At 71.6% G+C, this 19,087-nt stretch carries 17 protein-coding genes and 2 tRNA genes; 13 read left to right on the forward strand and 6 right to left on the reverse strand.

All coding sequences use genetic code 11. The features are described 5' to 3' along the window. Window positions 1–91 precede the first annotated feature (91 nt). Both OG505_RS31875 and OG505_RS31880 read left to right on the forward strand, forming a co-directional pair. Window positions 92–343: a hypothetical protein gene (locus tag OG505_RS31875; RefSeq protein ID WP_405429651.1), complete on the forward strand. Its 252-nt coding sequence runs from the start codon at window positions 92–94 to the stop codon at window positions 341–343. Window positions 344–472: 129 nt separating this feature from the next. Next, window positions 473–838 (forward strand): WhiB family transcriptional regulator, encoded by a 366-nt coding sequence (locus tag OG505_RS31880; RefSeq protein WP_354861543.1) that lies wholly within the window; start codon window positions 473–475, stop codon window positions 836–838. A 370-nt stretch (window positions 839–1,208) separates the two neighbouring features. Here the strand turns inward: OG505_RS31880 and OG505_RS31885 are convergent, their stop codons facing one another. The 3 genes from OG505_RS31885 to OG505_RS31895 form a co-directional block, all read right to left on the reverse strand. Beyond that, window positions 1,209–2,555, reverse strand: coding sequence for an ABC1 kinase family protein (locus tag OG505_RS31885; RefSeq protein WP_405429652.1), 1,347 nt, complete (start codon window positions 2,553–2,555; stop codon window positions 1,209–1,211). Then, the gene (locus OG505_RS31890) at window positions 2,552–3,664 is read right to left on the reverse strand and encodes a hypothetical protein (protein ID WP_405429653.1); all 1,113 of its coding nucleotides are present in this window, start codon (window positions 3,662–3,664) and stop codon (window positions 2,552–2,554) included. Before OG505_RS31890 ends, OG505_RS31885 begins: the two co-directional genes overlap by 4 nt. A 226-nt stretch (window positions 3,665–3,890) precedes the next feature. After that, window positions 3,891–4,058 carry a DUF5679 domain-containing protein gene (locus OG505_RS31895; protein WP_007464795.1) on the reverse strand — a complete coding sequence of 56 codons (168 nt, stop codon included), beginning with the start codon at window positions 4,056–4,058 and terminating at the stop codon, window positions 3,891–3,893. A gap of 525 nt (window positions 4,059–4,583) precedes the next feature. Between OG505_RS31895 and OG505_RS31900 the strand changes: the two genes are divergently transcribed. Both OG505_RS31900 and OG505_RS31905 read left to right on the forward strand, forming a co-directional pair. Beyond that, on the forward strand, window positions 4,584–5,114 hold the full coding sequence (locus tag OG505_RS31900) for a M48 family metallopeptidase (protein ID WP_405429654.1): 531 nt from the start codon (window positions 4,584–4,586) through the stop codon (window positions 5,112–5,114). A 159-nt stretch (window positions 5,115–5,273) separates the two neighbouring features. Further along, window positions 5,274–5,882, forward strand: a complete 609-nt coding sequence (locus OG505_RS31905) for a hypothetical protein (RefSeq protein WP_405429656.1) — start codon at window positions 5,274–5,276, stop codon at window positions 5,880–5,882. Window positions 5,883–6,082: 200 nt separating this feature from the next. On the opposite strand, the gene OG505_RS31910 is transcribed toward OG505_RS31905, so the two are convergent. Next, entirely contained in the window at window positions 6,083–7,384 is a 1,302-nt protein-coding gene (locus OG505_RS31910) for a zinc-dependent metalloprotease (RefSeq protein ID WP_405429658.1), read from the reverse strand. A 115-nt stretch (window positions 7,385–7,499) separates the two neighbouring features. Between OG505_RS31910 and OG505_RS31915 the strand changes: the two genes are divergently transcribed. From OG505_RS31915 to OG505_RS31945, 7 genes are all read left to right on the forward strand, one after another. Further along, window positions 7,500–8,513 (forward strand): PDZ domain-containing protein, encoded by a 1,014-nt coding sequence (locus OG505_RS31915; RefSeq protein ID WP_405429660.1) that lies wholly within the window; start codon window positions 7,500–7,502, stop codon window positions 8,511–8,513. Window positions 8,514–8,609: 96 nt separating this feature from the next. After that, on the forward strand, window positions 8,610–11,597 hold the full coding sequence (locus OG505_RS31920) for a UPF0182 family protein (protein WP_405429661.1): 2,988 nt from the start codon (window positions 8,610–8,612) through the stop codon (window positions 11,595–11,597). A 188-nt stretch (window positions 11,598–11,785) separates the two neighbouring features. Continuing rightward, complete coding sequence (locus tag OG505_RS31925) at window positions 11,786–12,295, forward strand: SigE family RNA polymerase sigma factor (RefSeq protein ID WP_393052965.1); 510 nt, start codon at window positions 11,786–11,788, stop codon at window positions 12,293–12,295. After that, window positions 12,285–13,220, forward strand: coding sequence for a hypothetical protein (locus OG505_RS31930; protein ID WP_405429663.1), 936 nt, complete (start codon window positions 12,285–12,287; stop codon window positions 13,218–13,220). The genes OG505_RS31925 and OG505_RS31930 overlap by 11 nt, the downstream gene beginning before the upstream one ends. 60 nt (window positions 13,221–13,280) lie before the next feature. Further along, window positions 13,281–13,354, forward strand: a tRNA-Met gene (locus OG505_RS31935). Window positions 13,355–13,491: 137 nt separating this feature from the next. Beyond that, a tRNA-Met gene (locus tag OG505_RS31940) sits at window positions 13,492–13,568 on the forward strand. Window positions 13,569–13,725: 157 nt separating this feature from the next. Then, complete coding sequence (locus OG505_RS31945; RefSeq protein WP_405429665.1) at window positions 13,726–13,977, forward strand: hypothetical protein; 252 nt, start codon at window positions 13,726–13,728, stop codon at window positions 13,975–13,977. A gap of 96 nt (window positions 13,978–14,073) precedes the next feature. On the opposite strand, the gene OG505_RS31950 is transcribed toward OG505_RS31945, so the two are convergent. Then, window positions 14,074–15,405: an ABC transporter substrate-binding protein gene (locus OG505_RS31950; protein WP_405429667.1), complete on the reverse strand. Its 1,332-nt coding sequence runs from the start codon at window positions 15,403–15,405 to the stop codon at window positions 14,074–14,076. 146 nt (window positions 15,406–15,551) lie between these two features. Between OG505_RS31950 and OG505_RS31955 the strand changes: the two genes are divergently transcribed. Further along, window positions 15,552–16,385 carry a phosphoribosylaminoimidazolesuccinocarboxamide synthase gene (locus OG505_RS31955; protein WP_405429668.1) on the forward strand — a complete coding sequence of 278 codons (834 nt, stop codon included), beginning with the start codon at window positions 15,552–15,554 and terminating at the stop codon, window positions 16,383–16,385. Between the two features lie 180 nt (window positions 16,386–16,565). On the opposite strand, the gene glpK is transcribed toward OG505_RS31955, so the two are convergent. Next, complete coding sequence (gene glpK, locus OG505_RS31960; RefSeq protein WP_405429670.1) at window positions 16,566–18,050, reverse strand: glycerol kinase GlpK; 1,485 nt, start codon at window positions 18,048–18,050, stop codon at window positions 16,566–16,568. 78 nt (window positions 18,051–18,128) lie between these two features. Between glpK and OG505_RS31965 the strand changes: the two genes are divergently transcribed. Continuing rightward, window positions 18,129–19,067 carry a ribose-phosphate pyrophosphokinase gene (locus tag OG505_RS31965; protein WP_357495817.1) on the forward strand — a complete coding sequence of 313 codons (939 nt, stop codon included), beginning with the start codon at window positions 18,129–18,131 and terminating at the stop codon, window positions 19,065–19,067. The last annotated feature ends 20 nt before the right edge of the window (window positions 19,068–19,087 follow it).

The following is a 19,087-nucleotide window of genomic DNA, read 5'->3' on the forward strand; positions in this document are numbered from 1 at the left end:
GCCTCAGAACACACCACGCGAGCGGCGCCATTCCGGCTGCTCACGGGGGTTGGTCCAGTCGATTTCGAGGAACGTGAGGGAGGTGGCCACCGTGGAGATCTTCACCTATGAGCGTCCGACGGCGATGCCGTCTGTCCACGCTCCGCTGTCGGCTGTCCGGGTGGCCCTCGCGGCCGCACGACCGTCGGTTCCGCAGGTGCACCAGGTTCAGGCCGAGCTGAACCTGACCGTTGCGCCGATCGCCGGAGTCGAGGGGACCAGTGGCTTCACGGGCATGGGCATCGATGGCGCCAAGAAGCGCACGGATGTCCGCGGCGTTCCACCTCGAGGTAGACCAGTCTGATCTTCAGACACCGGCTCACCTCGAGGCCGCGGAACCCGCTACCGGGATCCGCGGCCTCAGTTTTTTGCCCCGCCGAAGTACGTCGGAATGCGATCCACGAGATCGAAGTGAGAGAGAGGTGACCGGGAGATGAGTCTGGCGTTGGCCCCCCTCGATGTGAGCGTCGAGCTGGAGGCGAACCTGCCCTGCCGGAAGTTCGACCCCGACCTGTGGTTTTCCGACTCGCCTGCCGAGCTCGAGCTGGCCAAGTCGCTCTGCGGGGACTGCCCGCTGCGCGTCGAGTGCCTGGCCGGGGCGGTGGAGCGAGCGGAGCCGTGGGGCGTCTGGGGCGGCGAGATCTTCGAGCGTGGCGCGGTCGTCCCGCGCAAGCGGCCCCGTGGCCGTCCGCGCAAGGAGGACGTCGCCCGTGACGCCGAGCTCCGGGTCGAGGCCGAGGCGCGCCTGGCAGCCACAGGGCTGTCCGAGGTGCGTGGCGCGGTCCGGCTGGCAGCCTGACATATTCCCGACCCGTACCAACTACGCCGGTGGCACACCGGCAGTGAGTGAGAAAACGATGTTGAACATCCCGAGTGGAGCCTTCGAGATGCAACTACTCCACGAAGCGTTGACCAGGGCTCGAATGCGCCGGCCTCAGGCCGGTCGTACCACCACGAGCACTGAGGCAACCCGATCCGCCCGTACCGTCGCCATGAACAGCCGCAACCAGTCGGCGCGCGACCTGGGCGTTCTCTAGTACCACCCACGCGGAAAGGGGCGGGTGCCACCGGCACCCGCCCCTTCGCCGTGCAAGGAAGGGCACCTTCTTAACGCCTGCGGTAGAGGAAGGGCCCCTTCCTAACAACCGGTGCCGGACGGACAGCGCCGCTCAGGCGACCGGGGCGAAGCCCGGCAGCCAGCGCTCCAGGATGCTGCGGTACGGCGCCTTCGCCTCCAACTGGCAGAGCACGCCGATCGAGCCGAGCGTCACCCGGTGGATGAGCAGGTACGACGGCGGCAGGTTGAGCTGCCTGCTCAGCTGGTAGGTGGGGGAGCGAGGGCTGGCCAGGCGGCCCGCCTCGGCCCGCAGCCACGCCCGGGTGAAGCGGAACCCGTCGGCCGCGATGGGTTCCAGCATCGGGCGGAGGAAGTCGAGGACCCCCTCGGCGTCGATCTCGTCGGCGGAGCCGATGAACCCCTCGTCCCGCAGTCCCGCCACCACCCCGTCCGCGTCGCCGCGCAGGGCCCGGCCGGCGATGAGGCCGATCGGCTCCGGCGTGCCCTCGGGCATCCGGGCCACCGCACCGAAGTCGATCACCCCGAGCCGGCCGTCGGGCAGCAGCCGGAAGTTTCCCGGGTGCGGGTCGGCGTGCAGAAGACCGACCCGCTGGGGCGCGGAGAGGTGCAACGTGGCCATGAGCCGGCCGGCCTCGTCCCGCTGCTCCTCGGTGCCGTCGGCGATGATGTCCGCCAGCGGGGTGCCCGTCACCCACTCGGTGACCAGCACCCGAGGCGACGCGGAGACCACCTCCGGGATGAAGATCTCCGGATCGTCGGCGTACGCGGCGGCGAAGGCGCGCTGCGACTCGGCCTCGAGCTCGTAGTCCAGCTCCTCGGTGATCCGCTCGCGCAGCTCGACCAGCAGCGGCTTGACGTCGAGGCCGGGCTGGATCGCCCGGAACATCCCGCCCAGCCGGGAGAGCTGCTTGAGGTCGGCGAGCAGCGCGTCGCCGGCGCCCGGATATTGGATCTTGACTGCCACGTCGCGGCTGTTCGGCTCGCCGGACGGGCCGTAACCCGGCTCACGCCACCGTGCCCGGTGCACCTGACCGATGCTGGCCGCCGCCGCCGGGGTGTCGTTGAACTCGACGAACCGGTCGCGCCAGTCGGGGCCGAGCTGTTCGGCCAGCACCTTGTGCACGCTCGCGGCCGGCAACGGCGGCGCGGCCTCCTGAAGTTTGGTCAGGGCCTGCCGGTACGGCGCGGCGATCTCCTCCGGAAGGGCCGCCTCGAAGACCGACAACGCCTGGCCGAACTTCATCGCCCCGCCCTTGAGCTGGCCCAACACGCTGAACAACTGCTCGGCGGTGCGCTGCTGGATCTCCGCGGAGATCACGTCGGAGGCGAGCCCGGTGACGCGCTTACCCATGCCGAGGACGGTCCGGCCGGCGAAGCCGAGCGGCAGTGCGGCGAGCTTGGCGGTCCGGGACATGGCCCGGCGCGGGATGTCGGTCACTTCGCCATTGTTACCGACCGGAGGGGTCCGCTGCTGCTGTGCGGCCGGGCTGGTGCGTACACCCGGCTCGACGAACATCCGCACGCCGGGTGCGGCGGCCACCCTCGGCGGCGGAATCGGCCCGCCCCGGTGATTTCCATGGCGCCGCCCAGTGTCTCGGGGTGGCCGCCGTCGAGGTGCGCCAAGACCTCCGCGACCGCGTACCCGATCGCAGCGAACAGGGTGCCGGTCGCGCCGGCGGCCACCGGCTCAGCCGCGGCGAGCTGGGCGGCGAGCCCCGGCCAGGCCGGGTCGCGGTCGGCGCGATGCAGCTCGACGCAGCGCAGACAGGGCCCGGTGGGTGGCCGGACGAACGGCCCGATGACCGGTACGCCTTCGCGCAGGGTCACCAGCAGGTGCGGTTGACGGCGCTGGGCGAGACCGGCGGCGAGCAGCGCGGGCGGACGGTCCGCGCCGAGTTGGATCACCAGATCCACCCGGGCGGCCCGGACCGGGTGGGTGCCGGTGCCCGGCGCGACACGGTCGACCGCCGCCCGGATGGCCGGGGTCAGCGGCCGGCCCAGCTCGGTGGCGGGGATGCCCGTCCCGACCAGGTCGATCGGCCGCACCGGGCCGGTGAGGTGCGGGATCACCTGTCCGACGCCGGCCTGGGCCAGCGCCACCGCCAGCGGCCCGCCGAGCGCACCGGCACCGGTGAGCAGCACCCGCGCCGTCCGCCGGCGACGCAGAACCTGTGCGGGAGTGCCGGGCAGCCGGGCCGCGGCCAGGGCCAGCGCTCCGGCCTCGGCGGCGAGTCGGGCCCGGACCGGCCCGGCCAGGTCGCGCGGGAGCAGGCTGTGCGCCGGCACCAACAGGCCCGCCGCGCGCAGGGCGTCCAGCAGCGTACGCGCGTCGTCGGTGGCGACCTGGGCCGCGAGCGCCTGGGTCAGCACATCCCGTTCGCTGCGCGTGCCGTCGAGCAGATCGAGCAGGGCGGCGGTACGCGGGTTGGCCAGCTCCACCAGCACGGCGGGCCCCGGGCCGACACCGATCTGGAGGGTGTGCCGGTCCCGCCAGAGCCGGCTGAGGCCGGGAAGAAGCGTGGGGCGGGGCAGTGCGGTACGACTCATGGTGACGAATCGTGACCGCTTCCCTGCGCTCGGTCGATCGTTGTCCACAGGTGGCCGGCCCTGTATCCAGCCTTGTCCACAGGATCTGGCGGGTTATCCACAGGCCACTGGGCGTGTTGTCGGCCACCCGACAGCCCGGCCGGCGTCCGCAGCGGCCTTTCTGCAGAACCGCAACGGGGGGCGGGACGGCCACCACGGCCGTCCCGCCCCCCGTCGATCCGTTCGGTCAGACCTTCGCCTTGCCGAGAATCCGGTTCACTGTTGTGCCGCAAACCGGACACTTGCCCTTGGCCATGTTCATTCCGGTCTTCGAGACCTCGACGTGCCCCTCGAAGTCCCGCTTCTCCTTGCACTTCACGCAGTAACCGTTGTAGGTCTGGGCCTGGTCGGCCACGGTGCCCTCCTCGTCTCGTCCGCCGGTCAATACGGTCCCGGCGGGGTGCCCGGCGGCGGGCCACACGGGGCGCCGGCGCTGGGTCTCACTCCACGGCCACCCTCGTGACCGCTGGTCCGCGGACCCTACCCAGGTCTGGGCAGTTCCATGTCAGCTGTGCATCGACACTGTGAGCTAGTCGACGTCGAGAGTGTGCATGGCGAATTAGGTCGGATAAGTCAGTTTGGCGGGGACACGCCGACCAAACCCTCACAGCCACCCGTGCGAGTGCCCCGCGGCAGCGCCGAGCACGGTGATCACCTACGGTGGAGGGAGCCCGCGTGGCGCCGCGCCGTCGACGTACACGGTCAGTAACGAGACGCCCCGGCGGCGTCCCGGCGACGACCGGCCCAAGAAATTTTCGGGACGCTGGGCGACCAAACACCATTTTTTGGGCGCGTGTCATGCGGTTGACTCTTGCGGACCCCTGGTCAGTACGCATTAGCTATCCTTCGTGACACGTAGCCGAGGCTGCGCGGGCCAGTGATGGCGGGGACGCGTAAGCCGGTCGTCGAGGTGCGGCGCAGCCAGCGTCGGCGACGCACGGTGTCTGCGTACCGTGACGGTGAGCGGGTGGTCGTCCTCATCCCGGACCAGTTCTCCCGGGCTGAGGAGAGCGAGTGGGTCGACCGCATGTTGGCGCGACTCGCCGCCCGCGAGGGCCGGCTCGCCCGCTCGGACGACGAACTGGTCGCCCGGGCCAACCGGCTGATCGATCTCTACCTCGACGGGTACGGCGCGAAGGCGGTGCCGGCCAGTGTCCGCTGGGTCACCAACCAGAACGGTCGCTGGGGCTCCTGCACCCCCGCCGACCGCAGCATCCGCATCTCGCACCGCGTCCAGGACATGCCCGACTGGGTGATCGACTATGTGCTGCTGCACGAGTTGACGCACCTCATCGTGCCCAGCCACAACGCCCGCTTCTGGGCCCTGGTCGGCCGTTACCCCAAGTCGGAGCGCGCCCGCGGCTACCTCGAGGGCGTCGCCGCCGCGTCCTGCGCACCCGTCCCCACCTGACCCACCCTGCCCGCGCCCGTGATCGGCACCAGGTCGGCGATCTTGCGGTCTCCTGGCGCGGAGATGCCCCCACATCGCCGATCTGGACTCGATCATCAGCCGTACGGGCTGGGCTGGCTGGTTGGGCGAGGGGGTGGGCCGGGGCGCTAGGGTCGGGTCATGGCGCGGCGGGTGGTGGTGGTGATGCTCGGGCCGGTGCGGTGGTCGCCGCCGGGGATCGACCGGGCGAAGTGGCGAGCCGCGCTCGCCGAGGACGTCATCGACCTGGCCGCCACCCTCAACGAGGTGGACGTCGCCGTCGCGGTGACCCCGGCCGACCGCCCGCTGGCGGACACGCTGGTCTGGCCCGGCACCGCCGTCCACGAGGTGCCCGAGCCGACCACGAACGCGGTGTTCGCCGCGTTGGACGGCTACGACCAGGCGGCCGTGCTCTGCGCTGACGTGCCGGACCTGCCCGCGCTGACCGTCGGCAAGCTGCTGCGTCCGCTCACCACCCGGCCGGTCGCGGTGGCGCCGGTGGAGGGCGGCGGGCCGGGTCTGCTGGGGGTGGCCGTACGGCTGCCCGTGCCGCAGTGGTTGCCCCCGCTGGACCTGGACACGTCGACGCCGGCCGACGCCCGGGCCGGTGCTCCCGCGCCCGGGGACGTCGCCGTCACGGCCGGCTGGCGGCGGCAGCGCGGCCCCGCCGACCTCACCACCCTGGACCCGGCCTTCGAGGGCTGGGAGGCCACCCGCTCACTGCTGTCGGGCTCGGGTCGCCCCGCCTGACCAGGCAATCCAGCGCCCCGCCCGATCAGCGCCCCGCCGCAACGACAACGTGCGTCCCGTCGCAACGGCACTGTGCGTCCCGCCGCAACGACAACGTGCGTCCCGTCGCAACGGCACTGTCGTCCCGTCGCAACGGCAACGTGGTGCGGACGCGTGCCGGGTGCCCGCCACGGAGTGGCGCGGGCACCCGGGCTCACGTGTCAGGCCTTGCTGTCGCCGTCGGTGTTGGTGTCGCCCTCGATGTCGTCGGGCTGGCCCGGGGCCTTCTCCTGCGCCCCACCAGGCGCGGTGAAGTCGAAGTTGTCCAGCTCGCTCAGGCCCATGTCGTTCATCGCGAAGGCCACCGGGTCGGCGAAGTCGTCGTCCGACGGGAGCAGATCCGGGTGACCCCAGACGGCGTCCCGGCCTTCGATGCCGCGGTGCTGGGTGAGCGCCGCCCACAGGGCCGCCGCCTCGCGCAGCCGGCGCGGGCGCAGCTCCAGGCCGACGAGCGCGGCGAAGGTCTGCTCGGCGGGGCCGCCGGCGGCCCGGCGGCGACGGAACGCCTCGCCCAACCGGACGACATTGGGCAGGCGGTCACTGGCCGCGCTGTCCACGACGTGGCACACCCAGCCCTCGACCAGGGCCAGCGCGGTCTCCAACCGGGCCAGCGAGGCCTTCTGCGCCGGGCTGTCCTCCGGGGTGAAGATGCCCTCCAGGGCGATCGCCTGCATCGACTCCGGGTCGGTCGGGTCGACCCGGCCCATCGCCTCCTCGATCGCCTCCCGGTTGACGCGGATGCCCGAGGCGTACATCTCGACCGCGCTGAGCACATGCCCACGCAGCCACGGGACGTGCTGGAACAGCCGCTGGTGGGCGGCCTCGCGCAGCGCCACGTAGAGGCGGACCTCGTCCTCGGGCAGCTCCAGGCCCTCGCCGTACGCGCGGATGTTGGCCGGGATCAGCGCGGCCGTGCCGGCCGGGCCGAGCGGCAGCCCGATGTCACCGGCGGAGAGCACCTCCGCGGCGAGCGAGCCGAGCGCCTGCCCCAGCTGACCGCCGAAGAGCGCGCCACCGAGGGTGGCCACCATCGACTGCATCGGGCCGAGCTGGGCGCGCGCCTCCGGCGGCACCAGGTCGCCCATCGCGCCGACCATGCGGCTGGCCACCGGGTCGCAGAGCTTGCGCCACACGTCGAGCGTCTTGAAGATCCACTCATTGCGGTTCCAGGCGACCGGGGACTGGATGCCCGACGGCCAGGACGAGGCCGGCTCCAACCACAGGTCGGCCAGGCGCAACGCCTCCTCTACCGCGTTGCGCTCGTACGGCGACACCGCCGGGTCGCCGGCGGCGGCGAGCTGGCTGGCCGCCACCTGCCGGGCCAGGTCCCAGTTGACCGGCCCGCTGCCCGGCGCGGAGAGCAGGTGCTGCAACTGCGACATGAACTGCTGCATCTGCGCGGGATCGTTGGGGTCTGGTGGTTGCCCACCCGGGAGCGCGAAACCGAACGGAATATCAGGCACGACGTCTACGGTACGCGGGCCGCGCCCCAGGTAGCGGCCGCTGGCGTTGCGCTGAGGGCGAAGTCGCGCGGCGCAACCGTCGGGTGGGCCCGGAGCAATCGGTACGCTCTGGCGCATGAGACGTCGCGGCCTGACGGTCCTGCTCGGTGCCCTGCTCACCGCCCTGCTCAGCATCGGGGTGCTCCGGGTGCCGATCCCGTACGTGGTGCTCGGCCCGGGCCCGACGGTCAACACCCTCGGCACGGCCGACGGTAAGGAGGTCATCCAGGTCACCGGTCGGGAGACCTCCACCTCCGCCGGCCAGCTCCGGCTGACGACCGTGGGGGTGCAGCCCACGGTGCGGCTCCGCTCGGCGATCGCCGGCTGGTTCTCCGACGACGAGGCCGTGGTGCCGCGCGAGCTGGTCTACCCGCCGGGGGAGTCGACGGAGCAGGTCGAGCAGCGCAACGCCGAGGACTTCAAGGTGTCGCAGACCAGCGCCGAGACCGCCGCGCTGCGCGAGCTGGGCTTCCCCGTGCAGGTGGTGATCAAGACGGTCGCCGCGGACGGCCCGTCCGCCGGGGTGCTCAAGGTCGGCGACGTGGTCACCTCGGTTGACGGTAAGCCGGTGCCGGTCGCCGCCAAGGTCACCGAGCTGATCCGGGCCAAGCCGGTCGGTACGGCCCTGAGCATCGGTTACACGCGCGACGGCGCGGCGGCCACCGCGACGGTGACGAGCCGTGAGCAGGACGGTCGGCCGCGGATCGGCGTCGAGATCGACCAGCAGCAGCCGCACCCGTTCACGCTCGGCATCGACCTGGGAGACATCGGTGGCCCGAGCGCCGGCCTGATGTTCGCCCTGGGCATCGTGGACAAGCTGACCCCGGCCGATCTCACCGGCGGAAAGGTCATCGCGGGCACCGGCACCATCGACGACGAGGGCACGGTCGGCCCGATCGGCGGGATCGCCCAGAAGCTGGTCGGCGCGAAGCGTGCGGGGGCCAAGGTCTTCCTGGTGCCGGCGGACAACTGCGCCGAGGCGGTCCGCAACCCGCAGCCCGACCTGCCGTTGCTGAAGGTGGGCTCGCTGGACGAGGCGCTGACCGCGCTGGAGACGTTGCGCGCGGGTGGCCAGCCGACCCGTTGCTGACCGGTGTGACCGTGCCCCGACACGCTCAGGAACACCCCGTACTCTGGGTGCCTGATCGGAGCCGATCACATCGAGCGTGCGGAGCCAACAGTGGTAATGCGTAGCAGCAGCCCCCTTCCGAGGATGAGCCGGCGCGGCCGCGTCACCATCGCTGTCCTGGTCGGGGTGTTCGTGCTCTTCACCCTGCTCGGCTGGGGTGTCCAGGCCTGGACGGACTGGCTCTGGTTCGACGAGGTCCGCTACACCGAGGTCTTCACCGGTGTGCTGTTCACCCGGCTGACGCTGTTCCTCGTCATCGGGCTCGGCATGGCGTTGGTCGTCGGCGGCAACCTGTGGCTGGCCCACCGGCTGCGTCCGCGGCTGCGGCCGCACTCGGTGGAGCAGGCCACCCTGGAGCGTTATCGGATGGCGCTCAGCCCGCGCCTCGGCACCTGGATCGCGCTGACCGCCGCCGTGATCGGGCTCTTCGCCGGCCTGTCCGCGCAGAGCCGGTGGAACCAGTGGCTGCTCTTCCGCAACGGCGGTGACTTCGGGGTCAAGGACCCGGAGTTCGGGGTGGACATCGGCTTCTACGTCTTCCAGTTGCCGTTCTGGCGCTACCTGCTCGGTGTCGGCTTCACCGCCGTGGTGCTGGCCCTGATCGGCGCGCTGGCGGTGCACTACCTCTTCGGCGGGGTCCGCCTCCAGGGCATCGGCGACCGGATGAGCAACGCGGCCCGCGCTCACCTGAGCACCCTCGTCGCGGTGTTCGTGCTGCTCAAGGCCCTGGCGTACGTGCTCGACCGCCGGGCGATGCTGCTGGAGTACAACGAGGGCGCCAAGCTGTACGGCGCCGGCTACGCCGACGTCAACGCGCTGCTGCCGGCGAAGGAGATCCTGGCGTACATCTCGATCGTCGTGGCGATCGCGATCATCGTGTTCTCCAACGCCTGGATGCGGAACCTGGTGTGGCCGGGCATCTCGCTCGCTCTGCTCGGCGTCTCCGCCGTGGCGATCGGCGGCATCTACCCCTGGGCGGTGCAGACCTTCGAGGTGAAGCCGAGCGCCAAGGACAAGGAGGCGCCGTACATCCAGCGCAGCATCGACGCGACGCGGGCGGCGTTCGGGCTGAGCGGCACCGAGACCACCCCGTACGCGGCGAGCAACCTCACCCCACCGGCGAACCTGGCCACCGACACGTCCGTCGTGTCGAACGTGCGGCTGCTCGACCCGCAGTTGGTCAGCGAGACGTACACCCAGCTCCAGCAGGTGCGGGGCTTCTACGACTTCGGCCCCAAACTGGACATCGACCGGTACGGGGTGAACGGCAAGACCTCCGACTACGTGGTCGGCGTCCGGGAGATCAACTACGGCGAGCTGACCGACCAGCAGAACACCTGGATCAACCGGCACACCGTCTACACCCACGGGTACGGCCTGGTGGCCGCCCCGGCGAACCAGGTGGTGTGCGGCGGGCAGCCGTTCTTCGTCTCGGGTTTCCTCGGCGAGCGGACCCAGGAGGCGTGCTCCTCGCAGACCGAGCAGATCCCGGCCAAGCAGCCCCGCATCTACTACGGCGAGCGGATGGCGCCCGACGACTACGCGATCGTCGGCCAGTCCGACCCGAACAAGAAGGCCGAGTTCGACAGGCCGGTCGGCGAGGGCGGCGGCGAGTCCTACACCTACACCGGCGAGGGCGGCGTCAAGATCGGCTCCTTCACCCGGCGGCTGCTGTACGCCATCAAGGAGCAGGAGTCGAACTTCCTGCTCTCCGAGGCGGTCAACAAGGACTCCAAGCTGCTGTACGTGCGCAACCCGCGGGACCGGGTGGAGAAGGTCGCGCCGTTCCTCACCCTGGACGGCGACCCGTACCCGGCGGTGGTCGACGGCCGGGTGCAGTGGATCGTCGACGGCTACACGACGGCGGCGACCTACCCGTACGCCGAGCGGGTCAACCTGCAGACCGAGACGACCGACGAGCTGACCAACCGGGGCACCTTCCAGCTGGCCCGGGAGAACGTCAACTACATGCGCAACTCGGTGAAGGCCACCGTCGACGCGTACGACGGCACCGTGACGCTCTACGAGTACGACGACACCGACCCGGTGCTCAAGGCGTGGAACAAGGCGTTCGGCGGAGACCTGATCAAGCCGAAGGCGAAGATCCCGGTCGAGCTGACGGAGCACCTGCGCTACCCGGCGGACATGTTCAAGGTGCAGCGCAACCTGCTCACCAAGTTCCACGTGACCAACCCGGGTGACTTCTACTCCGCGCAGGACTTCTGGCAGGTGCCGAATGTGCCGGACGCGCCGGACAGCGGCCAGAAGCAGCCGCCGTACTACCTGTTCACCCAGTTCCCGGGCCAGGAGGGTCCGCGCTTCCAGCTCACCTCGGCGGTCACCCCGAACGGCCGGCAGAACCTGGCCGCGCTGATCTCCGGGTCCTACATCGACGGGAAGCCCCGGCTGGAGGTGCTGGATTTGCCGGATCAGACCCGGATCTCCGGCCCCGTGCAGGTGCACCAGCAGATGACCAACAACGCCAACATCCGCCAGCAGCTCAACCTGCTCTCCAGCAACCAGGCGCAGGTGCAGTACGGCAACCTGCTCTCGCTGCCGTTTGCCGACGGCATGCTCTACGTCGAGCCGGTCTACGTGAAGAGCAACCAGCAGGACGCGTACCCGCTGCTGCAGAAGGTGCTGCTCTCCTACGGTGACGGCGGCTCGTTCGTGGCGCTCGCCGACAACATCAACGACGGCATCAAGCAGCTGGTGGAGCAGGGGAAGCGCGCCGGGCAGGGCACCTCGCCGCCGCCGACCACGGGTGGCAACCCGACCACCCCGTCGCCGACCGCGACCCCGACACCGGGTAGCACCAACCCGCCGCCGACCGGCGAGCTGGCCACCGCCGCGGACCGGGTGCAGGCCGCCATCACCGAGGTACGCGCCGCGCAGACCTCCGGCGACTTCGAGCGGTACGGTCGCGCGCTCAAGGCGCTGGACGAGGCGCTCACCGCGTTCCAGCAGGCGCAGCAGGTTACCAACCCGAGCGGCGGTGCCCCGCCGGCGCCGAGCGCCACCCCGAGCGCCGGCACGGGCGGCTGACCGGCCGCCCGAGGAGCACCCCGGAGCCCTCGTCGTCGGACCTGACCGGTCCTGGCGTCGGGGGCTCCGTCGCGTCCGTACGTTATGCCGGCCTGTCGCCTCTCCGACACGCTTTGTCCGGCTGAACCGCAACCCGCGACCGCCCTCCGCCGTCCTTGATGCAACGGGGCGCGGACAAGGGGGCAGGCGTGAGGGACGCACAGAGCTTCGACGAGTTCTACCGCAGCACCGCCCGGCGGATGATGCGGTACGGCTACGCGGTGACCGGTGACCACACCGAGGCACAGGACCTCGTTCAGGAGGCGTTCGCGCGGGCCTGGCGGCAGTGGGGGCGGCTGTCGGAGCATCCGGCGCCCGAGGCGTGGCTGCGGTTGGTGGTGTCCCGGCTGGCGAACGACCGCTGGCGGCGCCTGCACCGCTCGCGGGCGATGGTGAGCCGCAGCGGACCGCCACCGACCGCGCCCCCACCGAGCGAGAACGGGGTGCTGCTCGTGCACGCGCTTCGCCAACTGCCGGCGACGCAGCGACAGGCGCTGGCCCTGCACTACCTCTTCGACATGCCGGTCGAGGAGATCGCCCGGGAGGCCGACGTACCGCTCGGCACCGTCAAGTCCTGGTTGGCGCGCGGTCGATCCCGGCTGGCCGTACTGCTGCCCGACGTCCACATCGAGGAGCTGGAGGCGAACGATGTCAGCTGAACTCTCCGACCTGTACCGGTCGCTCACCGTCGTGGCCGATGGTGTGGAGGTGGCCCACCCCGAGCTGGTCCGGCGGCACGCCGACCGGCGGGCGCGGGTCCGGGTGGCCGGCAGTGCGCTGGCGGTGGCGGTGCTGCTCGGCGGGGTGGCCGTCGGGGGGCGGCTGGCGTTCTCCGCCGACGGGTCCGCGCCGCTGCCACCACCGGCCGCCACGCCGGTCTCCCCGCTGCCGACCGGGTCGACTCGTGCACCCTCCCCGTCTCCGTCGGCGTCCACGGCGCCCTCGTCCTCGACACCGTCGCGCGTTACGCCGAGCGGTACGCGGTCGGCCGAGTCCACCGGCGGGGCGACCGCCCACCCGCCGACCTCGATCCCGGACCGCGCCTTCTTCGTCCTGGCGGCCGCCAACCGGACCGGCCTGGAATCGACCGCGCCGGGCCCGGTCCTGCCGGCGCTGTGTGGAGCCCGCTATCCCAGCGAGTCGGCGGTGGTGCAGCGCCGCGCCCGGTCGATGGCCTACAAGCGACCGGCGACCCCGACCGGGAGCGTGCCGGCCGGCAGTTACCGGCACAGCATCGCGATCTACCGTCCCGGCCGCGCCGACGACGCGCTGCGGGAGCTGCGGCAGGCCGTCCGCGCCTGCCCCGAGCAGCGGATGCCCGACGACACCAGGACCTGGCGGCAGCGACTGCTGGACCCGGGGGCGTACGGCGACGAGTCGGTGCTGTTCGAGCTGCGAGCCCCGTACCCGCAGGGCATGGGCGATCCGGGCGCGTACGAGGTGCGACTGGTCCGGGCGGTCCGGGTCGACGACGTGGTGACGGTGCTCTGGGAGCAGGGTTGGGAGTACACCGCCGCCGAGCGCGCGCAGGTCGACGCCGACAGCCGGCGGGCGGTGGCGGCGATCGAGAAGTGGCTCGGCTGACGGCGGTATCGGAGTCGTTTTGCGATGCCCCGGGTCGGTGCGCTACGGTTAACGAGCCGACGCGGGGTGGAGCAGCTCGGTAGCTCGCTGGGCTCATAACCCAGAGGTCGCAGGTTCAAATCCTGTCCCCGCTACGACTGAAAGCCCGTCTCCGGATATCCGGAGGCGGGCTTTCGCCATACCCGGGACCCGCGTCCGGGACCGGCGTCCCGGGCCGCCGAGGCCCCCGCTGATCATCGTCGGGGCGGATGGGTTATGGTTAACCAGTCGACGCGGGGTGGAGCAGCTCGGTAGCTCGCTGGGCTCATAACCCAGAGGTCGCAGGTTCAAATCCTGTCCCCGCTACCACGGAAAGTGCACACCGGAACCCGGCCCCAGATCGTGGGGCCGGGTCTTCTGTTTCCCGGCCGGGTCCGGCGTGGCGGTCCTGCTCCGTCCGCCCGAACGGCGTGAATTCGGCGTGGACCGCCGTGCCGAGGTTGCGTCCTTCGGCGAGGATGGGCGCATGTCTTCATTCGGAAAGTGGTGGGGCCGGCTCAGCGCGGTCCTCGGTGCGGTCGTCCTGGCGGTCTTTGTGCCGGTCGCGGCCTGGGCGTCCACGGGAACCGGTGAATTGGTGGTGGAGGCCGCCCGGCGGCGCTCCCGTGGCGGCGGCTTCGGTTTCCTCGGTCTGCTCTGCTGCCTCGCGGTGGTGGCGATCATCGTGTTCCTGGTGCTGCGTCTGACGCGTAACCGACGCGGTGGCCCCCCGCGCTGACCGTGGCCCGTCCGGCCGTCCGCCGACGACCACCGGTCGCGGCGGCGGGCCAGGGCGGACGGCGGGCGTGGCTGGCGGCGGCGGGCTGGCGGTGGGTCAGGCTGCCAGGGCGGCGTTGGCCTGGGCGAGGAAACGTGCGGTCGCCGCCCGCGTGCCGGCACGCCGCGCGCGGAGGCTCTCCGCCGCGGTGACCAGCAGGGAACGCACCTTGGGGTGGCCCTTCGGCGGTGGCGCGGGGGCCGGCCCCAACTGGTCGGCGATGCTGGCGCCGAACGCGGCGGCGCGCTGCTGAGCCGGGTCGGTGATGCTGCCCTCGGTGTAGCGGCGGACGGCGAGACTGGCGTTGAAGCCCCGCTCGTGGCCGAGAATGGTGCCCGCCTCGCCGTTCGTGGTCAGGAAGTTGATCACGTCGGCCACCGCTTCCGGGTGGCGGGTGCCCCGGAAACCGGCCCAGTACATCGACGCTCGTGCCCACTGGGCACCCGGCGGGCCGGGGAAGCCCACCACGCCCAGCTCGGAATCGGTGAGTCGTTGCAACTCCGGCAGCTGGTGCGACCAGGCGAAGGACGCGGCGGTCAACCCGGTGACCACCAACTGCCGGGTCGGCTCCCCGCTGTCGGCCTGCTCGACGAGGGCCGCGCCCGGCGTGGCACGCCCGGTGCGGGCGCGCTGCCACAGCTCGAACCAGGCGATCAGCTCCTCGGCGCCGAAGCCGAGCTGCCGTCCGCGGTAGAACTCGCCGCCCTGGGACCGGAGCCAGAGCCAGAGGGCGCGGTAGTCGCCGGACGCGTCCATCGTGCCGGCCACCTGGCCGTCGCTCGCCTCGGTGACCTGCTGCGCCCAGGCGATGTAGTCCACCCAGGACATCCCGCCGCGCGGCTCGGGCACCCGCAGCTCGCGCAGCAGGTCACGGTTGAAGACCACGGACGCGAGAGTCTGCCCGGCGGCCACCGCCATCGTCCGCCCGTCCACGGTGCCGTAGCGGATCAGACCCTCCGGCAGGCCACGCACGTCCAACCGGTGATCGACGGTCGCTTCGGTGAGGTCGAGGGCGATCTGGCGTTGGGTGTACTCGGTCAGCATGGCGTCGTCGAGCTGGATCAGGTCCGGAACGTTGCCGCCGGCCGCCTGGGTCGCCAGCCGCTCGTAGTAGCCGTTGGCGCCCTGCCAGGTGACCCGGAAGCTGACCCGCGGGTTGCGCTCCGAGTACAGCCGGAGGACCTTCTCCGTCAACTCGGCCCGCTTCGTCCCGCCCCACCAGAAGACCGACAGCTCGATCGGCCCGTCCTGGGCCGAGGTGTCGACGCCATCGCTGCATCCGGCCAGCCCACCGGTGGCCAGCAGGGGAGCGCCCAGCAGCGCGGTGAGCACTCGGCGTCGGCCCGGGTCGGCGCCGAAGCGGGCGATCGGGGGACGGACAACGGGCACGGGGTCTCCTGGCACGTACGGACGGGTCGGACCATTCACGCAGGCGGCGTAGGAGGGTGTCAACGTCCGTCCGGTCACCCGGCAGCCCGAGGGCGGTATGGGTGGCCGGAACGGGCCCGTCGTCGTCGCGTGGTGTACTAGGGCGCGTGGAACTTCTGCACTCGGGCAAGGTCCGGGACGTGTACGCCGACGGCGACGACCTGATCCTGGTCGCCTCGGACCGCATCTCGATCTACGACGTGGCCCTCCCGACACCGATCCCGGACAAGGGTCGACTGCTCACCGCCCTCTCGCTGTGGTGGTTCGAGCAGCTCGCCGACCTGGTGCCGAACCACGTCATCTCGGCCACCGACGTGCCGGCCGAGTTCGCCGGGCGGGCCATCCGCTGCCAGCGGCTGGACATGGTCCCGGTCGAGTGCGTCGCCCGGGGCTACCTCACCGGCGGCGGCCTGCGGGAGTACGAGCGCACCGGCGCGGTCTCCGGCGTACCGCTGCCGCGCGGGCTCGGCGAGGCGTCGATCCTGCCCGAGCCGATCTTCACGCCGTCGAGCAAGGCACCGGCCGGCGAGCACGACGAGCCGATCACGTACGCCGACGTGGTGGACAAGGTGGGCGAGGCGACCGCCGAGCGGCTGCGACAGATCACCATCGACGTCTACCGGCGCGGTGCCGAGCTGGCCGCCGACCGGGGCATCCTGGTCGCCGACACCAAGATCGAGCTGGGCTGGGCGCCAGACGGCACCCTGGTGCTCGCCGACGAGCTGCTCACCTCCGACTCGTCGCGGTTCTGGCCGGCGGAGTCGTACCAGCCGGGCCGGGTGCAGTTCTCCTACGACAAGCAGTACGTGCGGGACTGGGCCACCGGCAGCGGTTGGAACAAGCTGCCTCCGGCGCCGGACGTGCCCGCCGAGGTCGTCGAGGCGACCCGCGCCCGCTACGTCGAGGTCTACGAGAAGCTCACCGGCAACCGCTGGAGCTGAGCGGCCCGCCGTCCGCGGCCTTGCGGCAGTGACCCGCCGGGTCACTGCTGCGCGCCCTTTGCTCTGCTTCAACCGGCGCAACACCCACGGCACCTTTTCGTTGCGTCTGTTGAAGCAGAGCAAAGGAGGCGCACGTAGCTGCCTGGCCGGGGGCAGCTTGGCGTCCGGACCTGGCGCTTGTCACTCCACCCAGTCGAGGGTGCGCTGCACGGCCTTGCGCCACTGGCGCAGCTCCTGCTCCCGCAGTTCCGGGGGCATTGTGGACTCCCACTGCGCGTCCGAGCGCCACTGCGCGCGCAGGGTGGCGAGGTCCGGCCAGAAGCCCACCGCCAGGCCGGCCGCGTACGCCGCGCCAAGGCAGGTGGTCTCGGTGATCCGGGAGCGGACCACCGGCACGTCGAGCACGTCGGCGAGGAACTGCATGAGCAGGCCGTTGGCGGTCATCCCGCCGTCCACCCGGAGTCGGCGCAGCGCCACGTCGGAATCGGCGTTCATCGCGTCGACCACCTCGCGGGTCTGCCACGCCGACGCCTCCAGCACCGCCCGGGCCAGGTGCCCCTTGGTGATGTAGCCGGTCAGCCCGGCGATGACGCCACGTGCGTCGCTGCGCCAGTGCGGGGCGAAGAGCCCGGAGAACGCCGGCACCACGTAACAGCCGCCGTTGTCGTCCACGGTGCGGGCCAGGTCCTCCACCTCCGGGGCGCTGGAGATCAGGCCGAGGTTGTCGCGCAGCCACTGCACCAGCGAGCCCGTGACGGCGATGGCGCCCTCCAGGGCGTACGCCGGAGGTTGGCCCTTGATCTGGTACGCGACCGTGGTGAGCAGGCCGTGAGTGGAGGGCACCGGGCTGGCGCCCGTGTTGAGCAGCAGGAAGCTGCCGGTGCCGTAGGTGCACTTCGCCTCGCCCGGCTGGAAGCAGGTCTGCCCGAACAGGGCGGCCTGCTGGTCGCCGAGCGCGCTGGCCACCGGCACCCCGGCGAGCACGCCGCTCGCCGTGCCGTACACCTCGGCGGAGCAGCGGATCTGCGGGAGCATCGCCGCCGGCACGCCCAGCGCGTCCAGCAGTTCCGGATCCCAGTCGAGGGTGGCGAGGTCCATCAGCATGGTCCGGCTGGCGTTGGTCACGTCGGTGACGTGCTCGCCGGTGAGCTTCCAGATCAGCCAGCTGTCCATCGTGCCGAAGAGCACCTCGCCGCGTTCGGCGCGCTCGCGCAGGCCGTCGACCTCGTCGAGCAGCCAGCGCAGCTTCGGACCGGCGAAGTAGGTGGCCAGCGGCAGGCCGGTGCGGGCCCGCAAGCGCTCCTCGCCGTACGCCGAGGCCAGCTCGCGTAGCAGCGGCCCGGTGCGGGTGTCCTGCCAGACGATGGCGTTGGCCACCGGGCGGCCGGTGGTCCGGTCCCAGACGACGGTGGTCTCCCGCTGGTTGGTGATGCCCACGGCGGCGAGCCCGGCCGCGTCGGTGCCGGCGGCCCGCAGCGCCTCGGCGACCACCTGCTGGACGTTGTCCCAGATCTCCTCGGCGTCGTGCTCCACCCAGCCGGGCCGGGGGAAGATCTGCCGGTGCTCGCGCTGGGCCGAGGCGACGATGTCCCCGGCGGAGTCGAAGACGATGCACCGCGAGGAGGTGGTGCCCTGGTCGATGGCGGCGACGTACTCGGGGGTCACCGCAGCACCGTACCCGCAGCGGCGGCCCGGTGCGACCAGCCGTCACGTCGACCTGCGCGTCGCCTACCATGTGCGAACGTGCGCGACATCGCCGTTTTCAGTGGAACCGCCCATCCCGACCTCGCCGCCGAGATCTGCGCCCACCTGGGGGTGCCGCTGCATCCGGTGCGGGTCTCCCGGTTCGCCAACGACTGCCTGGAAGTGCAGTTGCAGGCCAACTGCCGCGAGCGGGACGTCTTCCTGATCCAGCCGCTGGTGCCCCCGGTCCAGGAGAACCTGGTCGAGCTGCTCCTGATGATCGACGCGGCCCGGGGTGCGTCCGCCGGGCGGATCACGGTGGTGCTGCCGCACTACGCGTACGCCCGCTCGGACAAGAAGGACGCGCCGCGGATCTCGATCGGCGCCCGGCTCGTCGCCGACCTGCTCACCTCGGCCGGCGCGGACCGGGTGCTCGCGATGACCCTGCACTCGCCGCAGGTGCACGGCTTCTTCAGCGTCCCGGTGGATCATCTGCACGCGCTGCGCGAGCTGGCCACCCACTTCCGGCGTTACGACCTGAGCGACACCGTGGTGGTCTCGCCCGACCTGGGCAACGCCAAGGAGGCCGCCGCCTTCGCCCGGCTGCTCGGCACGCCGGTGGCGGCCGGCGCCAAGCAGCGGTTCAGCGACGACCTGGTCAAGATCAGTGCGGTGATCGGCGAGGTCGCCGACCGGGACGTCATCGTGCTGGACGACGAGATCGCCAAGGGCAGCACGGTGGTCGAGCTGATGGAGCACCTGCGCGGCCTGAAGGTGCGCTCGATTCGGCTGGCCTGCACGCACGGCCTGTTCTCCGGCGACGCGCTGCGGCGGCTCAGCGACCAGGACGGCGTGTTGGAGATCGTCTGCACCAACACGGTCCCCATCCCGGCCGAGAAGCGGGTCGGGAAACTCCAGGTCCTCTCGGTGGCTCCCGCTCTGGCCGAGGCCATGCGCCGGATCCACAACGGGGAATCGGTCTCGGCCCTCTTCGGCTGAGCCCGCCGGCGCCCCGGCCG

Source organism: Micromonospora sp. NBC_00617, from assembly GCF_045161355.1.
Taxonomy (GTDB): Bacteria; Actinomycetota; Actinomycetes; order Mycobacteriales; family Micromonosporaceae; genus Micromonospora.